Below are 11,903 nucleotides of genomic sequence, written 5' to 3' on the forward strand. Positions count from 1 at the left end.
CGATCAGCTCTCGATGACTGCGCCCGGGCGGGTCTCGCGGCGGGGAGTGGTGAGGACACCGGAGAAGAAGCTCATCATCATCGTCTGGAACCCGAGGATCAGACCGAGCGCGCTGGGGATGGCGATCCGCACCACGTCTGCCGCATCCTGCGGACCGAAGTCGAGGCTTCCCCATCGTGCGACCTGGACGACGCCGATCGCGATACCGATCAGGAAGAGAGCGAGTCCGATCAGCAGGCCGCGTTCGGCGGACCACTTCGCCACGACGGACCGATAGCGGGGACTGGCCGGAAGGAATCCTTCCTGCGTTGCGAAGAGCTTGGTCAACCAGAAGAACAGGAGCGCCTGGTAGCCGATGACGCACAGCGCGCTCGCGTAGACCATCGTCGTCACGTCGAAACCGACTCCGGCGATCTCTATGCCTCCGAAGGCGATGATGCCGACGGCGATGGCACCGAGGAGGAATGCGACGAGGCCGGGGTACACGAACAGCCAGCGCGGTGCGAACAGCAGCAGGAATCGCAGGTGACGCCACCCGTCGTGCCAGCTGCGCAGATGCGGCGGGCGGGATCGTCCATCCTTCTTCAGGGTCGTCGGCACCTCTTCGATCCGGTACCGCGCGAGCGAGGCTTTGACCACCATCTCGGAGGCGAACTCCATCCCGGTGGTCTGCAGGTCGAGAGCGCGGATGCGGTCGCGATTGAAGCCGCGCATGCCGCAGTGGAAGTCGCCGATGCCGGGGCGGAAGAACAGCTGGCCGATTCCCGAGAGCACGGGGTTGCCGAGGTACTTGTGCAGAGGGGGCATCGCTCCGGGTTCGATACCGCCCTTGAAACGGTTGCCCATGACGAGGTCGGCGCCACCGCGCAGGCGCTCGACGAAGGCGTCCAGGTTCACGAAGTCGTAGCTGTCGTCGGCGTCGCCCATGATGATGAACCGACCGCGTGCGTTCTCGATCCCGTTGATCAGCGCGGCTCCGTATCCTCGCCGCGGCGCTTCGCTCACGCGCGCGCCGAGTCCTGTCGCGATCGCCTGGGAGCCGTCTGTGGACCCGTTGTCCGATATCAGGACCTCGCCCCGCACGCCGCTGCGCGACAGGAAGCTCTGCGCCTTTTCGATGCAGATGGCCAGGGTCTCTGCCTCGTTGAGGCACGGCATCAGGATGGTCAGTTCGAGCGAGTCCTGCTGGGCGGGCTGGGTCACGTTGATCCTTCTGGGGTCTCGGCGCGGTGGTCGTCAGCTGTCCGCTGCGGATCGGGCGGAGATCCGAGTTCCGTGAGGATGCCGTCCACCGTGCGGGCGACGGTGCGCGTCGTGATGGCCGATTCGTACCAGGATCTCGCACTTCGACGGAGAGTCGTTCCGCCGCGGACGGCTCGCACGATCGTGTCGCCCAGATCGGACGGCGAGGTCGAGTCGGCGATGTAGCCGTTGACCCCGGCCTCGATGAGCTCGGTTGCGGCGTTTCCCGGGTCGGAAACGAGGACCACGGGGGTTCCGTGCGCCGATGCCTCGACGACGACGAGCCCGTACCCCTCGCGTCGTGACGGGTTGACCAGCAGGGCGGCACCGGCCATGATCTCGTCGAGCCGCTCCTGGGACACGAATCCCTCCCGTTCGGTCCATGCTTCGCCGTTCACCGCTGTGATCGCATCGTCGACGGCCGAGGTGCTCGGGCCCGAGCCCAGGATCACGAGTCGTAGGTCGGGGATCTGTTCCCGGGCTGCGGCGATGGCCGCGGGGATGACTTCCACCCGTTTGTCCGGGATGTGTCGGCCGGCGTACACGGCATAGGGCGGCGAAGCGGCCTCTGGGCTGAACCGATTCGGCGAGTCGCCGTCGATCAGGCCGGGGCTGATCGCCAGGCGTCCGCGCAGGCCTTCCCTCTGCAGCTGCGTGGCGGTGAGTTGCGAATGGCAGGTCGCGATCGGTGTCAACCGAACGGCGATCCGCTGCAAAGCCCACGCGACCGTGCCGGTCACGCGGCCCGCATATTCGATCCACTGCGCTCGACCCCAGACCTCGAGATAGTCGACGACGATCCGGGTTCCGGAGCCCGCGAGCGCGGCCCGGGCGGCGAAGACGTTCAAGATCGGCAGACCGCTGACGATGATGGCGCGATATTCGCGTCGTCGGCGCAGGAGGAAGCGGAACAGCCCCCACGCATAAGCGAGTGCGGCGGACGTGCGGCGGACGCCCTTTTCGTCGTAGAGGCGCAGCGCTCCCGTGACGGGAATGACGGTGAAGGCGTCCTGTGCGGGTGCCTCGTCGGCCGGCCACTGCCTGGTCGTGAAGTAATCGACGTCGATTCCGCGGTGCTGCAGGTGTTCGGCATACGAGCGATAGACCCGCTCTCCGCCGCCGGTGGAGTGCGGGAAGAGGCAGTCGTAGGCGATCGCGATTCGATCTCGTCGCACGCGGTCTCAGCATTCTTCGGGGCGGAGCGGATGTTCCGCACTGATCTCTTCGACGAAAGCCGGGGCGTCGGGCATCCGCTCGTCGATCATGGTTCACCCGGTCGGCAGATCACCAGGACAGTGACACACTTTAGCCGATGGCGCTTGAGCGGCTCCTGATCGAGGGAGCACGCGTGCTGCCCGGTCCACTGCGGGCGTCTCAACTACGATGGCCCGGTGACGATTGCGATCAACGGGCGGTTCGTCCTCAGCTCTTTCGGCGGGGCGCGCCGCTTCGCTTTCGAACTCACCGAGGGTCTCCACCGGCTCCGCGAGGACGTCCTGCTGCTGGTCCCGCCGGTGCCCGCCGGCACCGAGTTGCCGAACGTTCCGACGCGGACGATCGGTCGCACGTCAGGTCCGCTGTGGGAACAGATCGAGTTGCCGCTGTGGCTGCGGACCCACGGGCGACCTCTGCTGGTCAATCCCGCCACGATCGCCCCCGTCTTCCACTCGCCGCAGATCTCCGTCGTGCACGACATCGCCCCCGCGCTGCGACCGCAGGATTTCAGCGCTCTCTTCCGGCTGCAGTGGAAACTCGCGGTGCGATTCGGGATGCTGCGCCGAGGGCAAGGACTCGTGACGATCAGTGACGTGTCTCGCCGGGAGATCGCGGAACACTTCGGCGTCACCCCGGAGCGAATCGAGGTCGTGTACCTCGGAGCGGACGGCCCCGCCGGGGGAGTACCGCGCTCGACGTCCGATACGGCGTCGTCATTTCTCGTGTTCGGACGCCACGGCGCGGCGAAGAACATCCGCGCGGTCATCGATGCCGCGACGCACCTGCCGGATTCGTCACCGCTCACGGTGCGGTTCATCGGACAACTCGACCCCGCACTCGAGCCGTACGCGCGCGACAAGCGCGTCACCGACGGTCGTCTCGTGTGGCGAGGACGGGTCAGCGACGAGGATCTGGTGAACGAATTCGCCGGTGCGCTCGGTTTCGTCTGGCCGTCGCTGCACGAGGGATTCGGTCTTCCGCCTGTCGAAGCGCAGCGGTTCGGTCTGCCGGTCATCGCCTCGGACATCCCCATCAATCGCGAGATCCTGGGCGATTCCGCGATGTACTTCCCCCCGATGGACCCTGCTGCGCTCGCCGCGTGCATGACCCGGCTCGCCGAGGACGCCGCTCTCCGTGGCGAGCTGCGTGAGCGAGGCCGAGAGAACGCCAGCCGCTTCACCTGGGACGAGACCGCGCGCGGTTGGGATGCGCTGATCCGCAGCCACGGCTCATGACGTCGTGCGCCGAACGGCACCGCTGAGGCGGGGTGTCTCCGTGATCGCACGAATCGGGGGAGAATGGCCGACGTGAACCTCGGACTTGTCGTGACGACCCTGGGACGGATCGATCCGTTGCGCGCCCTTCTGACCTCGTTGGTGGGGCAGCTCGAAGCCGACGACCGTGTCGTCTTGGTCACTCAGGGGCGTCATGACGAGGTGGTCGCGCTCGCCGAGGAGTTCGAAGCGCAGGGAGTTCCGGTCGTCGTCGCGCGGTCCGAGCGCGGCGCCGCCCTCGGTCGCAACACGGGCGTGGCGGCCCTGCCGGCGGGAGATTTCGTCGTCAACTTCCCGAACGACACGACCGTGTTCCCCGCCGGCGTCGTCGGCCGCATCCGCGCCGCAGTCGGCGCGCCCGACTTCATCGCCGGGGGCTTCACCTCCTGGGACGAACGAGGCCCGAAGACCGTGCTCCCCGCCGCGGGCACCGCCCTCGACAAGTGGAACGTGTGGAGCGTCATCGAGATGGGCATCCTCATGCGGCGATCGCTGTTCGACGAGGTGGGGGGATTCGACACGACGATCGGCCCCGGTGCGACCACGCCCTGGCAGGTGGCCGAGGGCACCGACCTGCTGCTGCGTGCCATGGAGCGAGAGCCGGCGATGGCCGAGGAGTTCGTCTGGCTCCCACACGACGTCTATGTCGAGGGGATCTCCACAGCGTTCGGGCTGACGCCGCAAGAGCGACGCCGGAAGATGCGAGCCTACGGACGCGGAACGGGTCGGGCGATGGCCGTGCATCGCTATCCGCTGTGGTGGCGCGCGGCCTTCACTCTCGCGGGGCTGCTCTACGGGGTGCGCAACCCCCACCCGGTCACCCTCACCGATGGATGGCCGATGTTCGTCGGACGACTCGAGGGTTCGCTCGGATTCACCGTGGGCCAGCGCGCGATGGTTTCGACCACCCGCTGACGCTCGTGCGCGAGCACGTCGGTCGCCTGGTCGTCACGATGCGGGCGGGTAGGCTACGTGGGTGTCATCTCGGATTCTCGTCACCGGCGGCGCCGGATTCATCGGCTCGCACCTGTCAGAGCGCCTTCTCGCCGAAGGCAATGAAGTCATCTGCGTCGACAACTTCTTCACCGGGGCTCGCGCGAACATCGAGCACCTGTTCGGCAACCCTCGTTTCGAGGTGTTGCGCCACGACGTGACGTTCCCGCTCTACGTCGAGGTGGACCAGATCTACAACCTCGCCTGTCCGGCGTCGCCCGTGCACTATCAGCACGATCCGGTCCAGACCACGAAGACGAGCGTGGTCGGCGCGATCAACATGCTCGGCCTCGCCAAGCGGCTCCGCGTGCCGATCCTGCAGGCGTCGACCTCGGAGGTCTACGGGGACCCGGCCATCCATCCGCAGACGGAGGATTACTGGGGCAACGTCAACCCGATCGGTCCCCGATCCTGCTATGACGAGGGCAAGCGCGCTGCCGAGACCCTCTTCTTCGACTACCGCCGGCAGCACGACCTCGACATCAAGGTCATCCGTATTTTCAACACCTACGGTCCGCGCATGCACCCGAGTGACGGCCGGGTGGTGTCGAACTTCATCGTCCAGGCGCTCCGCGGCGAGCCGATCACGATCTACGGTGACGGCTCTCAGACGCGCTCGTTCTGCTACGTCGATGACCTGGTGGACGGCATGGTGCGCCTGATGGCGACGGGCCATGACGTCACGGGTCCGATCAACGTCGGCAATCCGGGCGAGTTCACGATGCTCGAGCTCGCGCAAGCGGTCATCGAGATCACGGGAAGCTCGTCGACGCTGGATTACCGGCCGCTTCCGCAGGACGATCCGAAGCAGCGTCAGCCCGATATCTCCCGAGCCCGTGCGGAACTGGGCTGGCAGCCGACCATCGCGCTCACGGAGGGGCTGCGGAGCACGGTCGACTACTTCCGCGGCGTCCTCGCGGTCTGACCTACGGGCGCCCCATACCCAGGTACGTCCACCCCGCGGCGCGCCAGGCCACCGCATCCAGGCAGTTGCGCCCGTCCACGACGATCGGATTCGAAACGAGCGCGGCCGCGCGCACGGGGTCCAGGTCCCGACGGTAGGCGTCCCACTCGGTCACCACGATGACGGCGTCCGCGCCGGCGAGCGCTTCGTCGAGGTCGCGCGCGAACGACAACTGCGGGTAGGCCCGCGCGGCGTTGTCGATCGCCGCGGGGTCCGTGACGACGACGTGGGCACCCAACCCCTTCAGGCCGACGGCCACGTCGAGCGCGGGTGAATCGCGGATGTCGTCGCTGTGGGGCTTGAACGCGGCGCCCAGCACCGCCACCTTCTTCTCGAAGAGGGTTCCGTCGAGCGCATCGACGACCATCTGCACGGCCCGTTCACGGCGCCTGAGGTTGATCGCATCGACCTCGCGCAGAAAGGCGACGGACTCGCCCCGGCCGAGCTCCTCGGCGCGCGCCGAGAACGCCCGGATGTCTTTCGGGAGGCATCCGCCGCCGAACCCGATCCCCGCACCGAGGAAGCGCCGGCCGATGCGGACATCGTGCCCGATCGCGTCGGCGAGTTGTGTCACGTCTGCTCCGGTGACCTCGGCGATCTCGGCCATGGCGTTGATGAACGAGATCTTGGTCGCGAGAAACGCGTTCGCCGCCACTTTGACCAGCTCGGCGGTCGCGTAGTCGGTGACGATGAAGGGCGTCCCGCTCGCCACCGCGGGGTGGTAGACGTCCCGGAGGATGTCGGCTGCCCGAAGGCCGTCGGGACCGCTCGGTACACCCGCCACCAGACGGTCGGGTTCGATCGTGTCTTGCACGGCCCAGCCCTCACGGAGGAACTCCGGGTTCCAGACCAGCGTCGCTCCGGTGGGCGCTATCCGCTTCGCCAGGCGCTCCGCGGTGCCGACGGGGACGGTCGACTTCCCGGCGACGACGTCGCCCGGCTGAAGGTGGGGGATGAGCGCGTCGATCGCCGCGTCGACGAACGTCAGGTCCGCCGCGTCACCGCCGCGCTGCTGCGGAGTGCCCACACCGATGAAGTGCACCGCGGCCCCGGCAGCGGCGGCGATGTCGGTCGTGAACCGGAGCTTTCCGGCGTTGATGCCCTCGGTCAGGATCTCGGTGAGGCCGGGCTCGAAGAAGGGCGCTCGAGCGTTCGACAGCGCTTCGATCTTGTTTGCGTCGACATCGATCCCGACGACGTCGTGACCGATCGATGCCATCGCGGCGGCATGGACGGCACCGAGATAACCGCAGCCGATGACAGACAGGCGCATGGAGGGACCTTTCGTTGAGAAAATGGGAGGGTAGGCCGCGTGTGCGAGGCTGCTCAGCAGCCCTCGACTCGGAAGAGGCGCGCGCTCGGTCCCTCCGAGTCGACCAGCACGAGGTGAGACGAGGTTCGGAGATCGTTCAGACCGGCCATCTCGACCCCCGAGTCGGGATTGCTGAAGACGTTGGCTGCGCCGAAATCGAGGACGTGCGTCACGCCGAGTCGCTCGATCGCCTCGCAGACGCCCGGATCGTCGTCGATATTCACGAGGTTCTTCTGAACGTAGAGTTCATCGTCGTCGCGGCTGCCGAAGACGTGCTTGTCGACGACCTGCCTCCCGCCCAGCGCATACGCCAAGGACGCGCCCGTCCACGGGTTGCCGAGGATCAGCGCGTCCTCGGGGGTCGTTTCTTTCAACCTGTCGATCAGCGCCCGTTCCTGGCTGGTGAGGAGAGCCGAGGTCGAGCTGAAAGCGTATGAAGCGCGCGCGTCGTTCGCCACGGCCGTGACATTGGGGCCCACGCCGACGGAGAGGAGTGCTGCAGAAGCCGCGATCGAGAGCACCGCTCGAAACCATCGAGGCGCCGACCATCGGTGCAGGAGCCATTCCGCTCCGTCTACGACCGCGAGCACACCGGCGGTCACCACCGGGATACCGACGACCGGAAGCAACGCCGCCAGCCGGAACGAATCGTTGTACCAGGGATTGGTGATCAGGTCCCGGATGAAGGTTCCCGCCGGAAGGCCCGACGCGACGACGAACATGAGTGCCGCAACCGCGAAGGGAACCGCGACCCTCAGGTACGTCAGGGGCCGTCGTGCGATCGCGATGAACCCCAAGAGGATCAGGAGGGACGTCACCACGGTGATCGGGTACGCCCGGGGGCTGAGCAGCGCCGCCTCGCCGAAGGCCTGGGCGGTGCTCTGCCAGGCGCCCCAGCCGGACATCGCACTGCCTGTGCGCGCGAAGCGCCACAGCAGAAGTCCGCCCGCGGCCAAGCCTCCCGCGATCACCGCGGTCCGAACCCAGGTACGCCGCTCTCGCCTGTCAAACGCGGTTCTGAGCATCTCGGCGAGTGCTGCAGCCGCACCGAACGCGTAGAGGGCGAGAAATGCATTCGGGTGCGAGAGTCCGACCGCGGCGCAGATCACGAGCAACACGACCGCAGCCCGGACCAGAGGTGCCCGGCCCGATGAGCGCAGGAGCAGGAACACCGCGGCGAGTCCCGCAGGGAGGATCGCATAGCCGGTCATGTTCGGGTAGAGCACACCGAAGTAGAGGAGCAGGATCGGGAACGCTCCGAAGCCCGTCGAGAGGGCCGCCGCGCTCCACAGCGCCGCCGCCCGCTCGCGGAAGACGACCGCCGCCAGTGCCATCGACGACGCGGGCCAGATGACCCCGGCGATGGCGAGGTTCGCGGCGTTGACGGCGACCGGGATGCTGACTCCGGTGGTCTGCGCGGCGAGGGTGACGTAACTGTGCCATCCGTTCGGATAGAACCCGATGTCGGACGTGCGTCCGACCGCGAATGCAGACGCGTCGGCGGCATCGAGGGTGAGTCGAATGGAGCCCAGATGAACGATGTTGTCGAACGTCTGCGAGATGTTTTCGGGGTCGCCGAACACGTAGACGAGTTGAGCGACGATGATCGTCGCCGCCAGCACCAGCCCGGCGACCGTAGAAACGATCGCGCGCACGGGCGGTCGCTCGACCGGTTCTCTCCCCACCCATCGGCGCAGCCCGAACGCCACCGCCGCTGCTACCGCCGTGACGATCGCGACGGGGATGACCGACCACGGTAGGCCGATCAGGGGGGCGAGATTCGCCGCGATCGCGACGATGGCCGTGGAAATCGCCGGCACGAGCAGGTACGGCGTGAGCGCACGGGGGTTCCAGCCGGCCATTCGGACGATGAGACCCGGCAGGACGATGAGCGCGACAGCGACGCAGAACGGTGCAACGGCCACCAGCCAAGACCCGCCCATTCCGACTCCTGTCACTGTTGACGACCGTCAGCAATGCTAACGGAGCGATTCCGGTGCATTGCTGAAGCAGGTCCCGCGGGTAGTCCGGGGTAGCATCGTGGGGGTCGTCACGGCCCTGATCACTCGCCTTCGGCGCCCTGCGACACGAAAGAACGCTGCATGGATCTCCTCATCGTCGGCTCCGGATTCTTCGGGCTCACCATCGCCGAGCGCGCCGCAGCATCCGGTCGCAAGGTGACCGTCATCGATCGTCGTCACCACATCGGCGGAAACGCCTACAGCGAGGACGAACCCGAGACGGGCATCGAGGTCCACCGCTACGGCGCTCACCTCTTTCACACGTCGAACCCCACCGTGTGGGAGTACGTCAACCGCTTCACGACCTTCACCGACTACGTGCATCGCGTGTACACGAACCACAAGGGCGTCGTGTACCCCCTGCCGATCAATCTCGGCACGATCAACCAGTTCTTCCAGGCGGCGTACTCGCCGTCCGAGGCGCGCGCGCTCGTTCACGAACTGGCGGGCGAGTTCGATGTGAAGGATGCCGCGAATCTCGAAGAGAAGGCGATCGCGCTGATCGGTCGGCCGCTGTACGAGGCTTTCATCCGGGACTACACCGCGAAGCAGTGGCAGACGGACCCGACCGACCTGCCCGCCGAGGTCATCAGCCGGCTTCCCGTGCGCTACACCTACGACAACCGGTACTTCAACGACACGTGGGAGGGCCTGCCGACCGACGGGTACACGGCGTGGATCGAGCGGATGGCGGATCACCCGAACATCGAGGTCAAGCTCTCGACCGACTTCTTCGACGCGACGCAGCCGCTGAACAAGGCCGCCACCGTCGGCCAGCTGCCCATCGTCTACACGGGACCCGTCGACCGCTACTTCGACTATGCCGAGGGTGCGCTGTCGTGGCGCACGCTCGACTTCGAAGAGGAAGTGCTCTCCGTGGGCGACTTCCAGGGAACTCCGGTCATGAACTACGCCGACGCCGACGTGCCGTACACCCGCATCCACGAGTTCAAGCACTTCCACCCCGAGCGTGCCGACCGCTACCCGACGGACAAGACCGTCATCATGCGCGAGTTCTCGCGCTTCGCCGAGGGTCAGGACGAGCCGTACTACCCGGTCAACACCCCGGAGGACCGCTCCGGGCTCCTGGCCTACCGTGAGTTGGCCAAGGACGAGAAGGATGTGTCGTTCGGCGGCCGCCTCGGGACGTACCAGTACCTCGACATGCACATGGCGATCGGTGCCGCGCTGTCGATGTGGAACAACCAACTCGCCTGACTGTCGAGCGGCCCCGCAGACGCTATACCCGGAAGCGGGACCGAGTGCCGGCACGGCGTGTCGCATCCTCTCGCGGCGCGAAGGCCGACCCCGGCCCGGAAGTAGACTCGCATGCGTGACCACCGCCGCCGTCGGTAGCCCCGGCTCCGCCCGGCGATACCTGCACTCCCTCTGGCTGCTCTCGGCCCGCGATCTGAGGGTCCGGTACGCCACGAGCGCCCTCGGTTACCTGTGGTCGATCCTCGATCCGCTCGTGATGAGCGCGATCTACTGGTTCGTCTTCACGCAGATCTTCCAGCGGACGGTTGGGCACGATCCGTACATCGTGTTCCTGATCACCGCTCTGCTGCCGTGGGTGTGGTTCAACTCCGCCGTCTCGGACTTCACGCGGGCGTTCAACAAGGACGCGCGTCTCGTGCGCTCCACGGCGATTCCCCGTTCGATCTGGGTCAACCGCATCGTCCTCAGCAAGGGTGTCGAATTCCTGTTCTCCCTCCCCGTGCTGGTCGCTTTCGCCATCGTCGCGGGCGCGCCGGTCGGCTGGGGGCTGCTCTGGTTCCCGGTTGCGATAGTCCTGCAGACGGCGTTGCTCGTCGGCCTCGGCCTGCTGGTGGCACCGTTGTGCGTGCTGTACACCGACCTCGAGCGCACCACCAAGCTGATCCTCCGCGTGCTCTTCTACGCCTCGCCGATCATCTACAGCGTGGGCGACCTGCCGGGCATCTTTCCCCAGCTGGCGGCGTTCAATCCGCTGTCGGGCATCTTCACCCTCTACCGCGTCGGGTTCTTCCCCGAGGTGTGGGACACCCTCAGTGTCGTCGTCGGTGCTCTCATGTGCCTCGCCTTCCTCGGGCTCGGAATCCTGGTGTTCCGGGGGCTCGAACGACCCGTCCTGAAGGAGCTCTGATGGGCGGGGCAGCCATCGAGGTGCGCGACCTCGGCATCCGGTTCCGGCGCAACCGCCGCGGACGTCGCAGCTTCAAGGACCTGTTCGCCGGGTCATCCCGCCGCGTTCGTCCGAACGAATTCTGGGCGCTACGAAACGTCTCGTTCGACGTGCAGCCGGGGGAGTCGATCGGCGTGGTCGGCCGCAACGGGCAGGGCAAGTCGACCCTCCTGAAGCTCGTCGCACGGGTACTGATCGCCGACGAGGGCAGTGTGCGCGTCAACGGCGGCGTCGCACCGCTGATCGAGATCACGGGCGGCTTCGTCGGCGACTTGACGGTGCGCGAGAACGTCCGCCTGACGGCCGGTCTGCACGGGATGTCCCGCGCCGAGGTCGCTCGGAGGTTCGACGGCATCATCGACTTCGCCGAGTTGCACGACTCGGTCGACACGCCCTACAAGCACCTGTCGAGCGGCATGAAGGTGCGGCTCGCGTTCGCGGTCGTCTCGCAGCTCGAAGAGCCGATCCTGCTGGTCGACGAGGTGCTCGCGGTGGGGGACAAGGCCTTCAAGGAGAAGTGCTACCGCCGGATCGATGAGCTGCTGGCCGAGGGGCGCACGCTCTTCTTCGTCTCGCACAACGAACGCGACCTGCGCCGTTTCTGCACGCGCGGTCTCTACCTCGACAAGCATCGGCTCGTGCTGGACGGCCCGATCGACGAGGTCCTCGACCGGTACAACGCCGACCACAACAGCCCCCCGGCCTAGCCGGTCCCTCC

General features: G+C 66.9%; 10 protein-coding genes. 6 read left to right on the plus strand and 4 right to left on the minus strand.

The genetic code is table 11. The features are described 5' to 3' along the window. Positions 1–3 precede the first annotated feature (3 nt). Positions 4–1,203, minus strand: coding sequence for a glycosyltransferase family 2 protein (locus CGU35_RS03470; protein WP_232711128.1), 1,200 nt, complete (start codon positions 1,201–1,203; stop codon positions 4–6). Further along, positions 1,200–2,417, minus strand: coding sequence for a glycosyltransferase family 4 protein (locus CGU35_RS03475; RefSeq protein WP_100810231.1), 1,218 nt, complete (start codon positions 2,415–2,417; stop codon positions 1,200–1,202). Before CGU35_RS03475 ends, CGU35_RS03470 begins: the two co-directional genes overlap by 4 nt. Before the next feature lie 216 nt (positions 2,418–2,633). Between CGU35_RS03475 and CGU35_RS03480 the strand changes: the two genes are divergently transcribed. From CGU35_RS03480 to CGU35_RS03490, 3 genes are all read left to right on the plus strand, one after another. Then, the gene (locus tag CGU35_RS03480; protein ID WP_100810232.1) at positions 2,634–3,692 is read left to right on the plus strand and encodes a glycosyltransferase family 4 protein; all 1,059 of its coding nucleotides are present in this window, start codon (positions 2,634–2,636) and stop codon (positions 3,690–3,692) included. Positions 3,693–3,764: 72 nt separating this feature from the next. Further along, entirely contained in the window at positions 3,765–4,646 is an 882-nt protein-coding gene (locus CGU35_RS03485; RefSeq protein ID WP_157813882.1) for a glycosyltransferase family 2 protein, read from the plus strand. Positions 4,647–4,707: 61 nt separating this feature from the next. Then, positions 4,708–5,649 (plus strand): UDP-glucuronic acid decarboxylase family protein, encoded by a 942-nt coding sequence (locus tag CGU35_RS03490; RefSeq protein ID WP_100810234.1) that lies wholly within the window; start codon positions 4,708–4,710, stop codon positions 5,647–5,649. A 1-nt stretch (position 5,650) separates the two neighbouring features. On the opposite strand, the gene CGU35_RS03495 is transcribed toward CGU35_RS03490, so the two are convergent. After that, on the minus strand, positions 5,651–6,961 hold the full coding sequence (locus tag CGU35_RS03495; RefSeq protein ID WP_100810235.1) for a UDP-glucose dehydrogenase family protein: 1,311 nt from the start codon (positions 6,959–6,961) through the stop codon (positions 5,651–5,653). Positions 6,962–7,014: 53 nt separating this feature from the next. Next, positions 7,015–8,943, minus strand: a complete 1,929-nt coding sequence (locus tag CGU35_RS03500) for a DUF6541 family protein (RefSeq protein ID WP_100810236.1) — start codon at positions 8,941–8,943, stop codon at positions 7,015–7,017. Positions 8,944–9,102: 159 nt separating this feature from the next. Between CGU35_RS03500 and glf the strand changes: the two genes are divergently transcribed. The 3 genes from glf to CGU35_RS03515 all read left to right on the plus strand — a co-directional run bounded on the left by glf (position 9,103) and on the right by CGU35_RS03515 (position 11,892). Beyond that, a complete protein-coding gene (gene glf, locus CGU35_RS03505; protein WP_100810237.1) occupies positions 9,103–10,239 on the plus strand; it encodes a UDP-galactopyranose mutase in 1,137 nt (378 codons plus the stop codon). A 115-nt stretch (positions 10,240–10,354) separates the two neighbouring features. Continuing rightward, positions 10,355–11,146 (plus strand): ABC transporter permease, encoded by a 792-nt coding sequence (locus CGU35_RS03510; RefSeq protein ID WP_100810238.1) that lies wholly within the window; start codon positions 10,355–10,357, stop codon positions 11,144–11,146. Beyond that, a complete protein-coding gene (locus CGU35_RS03515; RefSeq protein WP_100810239.1) occupies positions 11,146–11,892 on the plus strand; it encodes an ABC transporter ATP-binding protein in 747 nt (248 codons plus the stop codon). The genes CGU35_RS03510 and CGU35_RS03515 overlap by 1 nt, the downstream gene beginning before the upstream one ends. Positions 11,893–11,903: the final 11 nt, after the last annotated feature.

The sequence above is a fragment of the Microbacterium sp. BR1 genome, from assembly GCF_002812725.1.
GTDB lineage: Bacteria > Actinomycetota > Actinomycetes > Actinomycetales > Microbacteriaceae > Microbacterium.

What these genes read in the sequence shown, in the direction of transcription:
- glf (WP_100810237.1), top strand. Translation starts at nt 9,103, where the DNA reads ATGGATCTCCTCATCGTCGGCTCCGGATTCTTCGGGCTCACCATCGCC.
- CGU35_RS03515 (WP_100810239.1), top strand. Translation starts at nt 11,146, where the DNA reads ATGGGCGGGGCAGCCATCGAGGTGCGCGACCTCGGCATCCGGTTCCGG.
- CGU35_RS03500 (WP_100810236.1), bottom strand. Translation starts at nt 8,943, where the DNA reads ATGGGCGGGTCTTGGCTGGTGGCCGTTGCACCGTTCTGCGTCGCTGTC.
- CGU35_RS03495 (WP_100810235.1), bottom strand. Translation starts at nt 6,961, where the DNA reads ATGCGCCTGTCTGTCATCGGCTGCGGTTATCTCGGTGCCGTCCATGCC.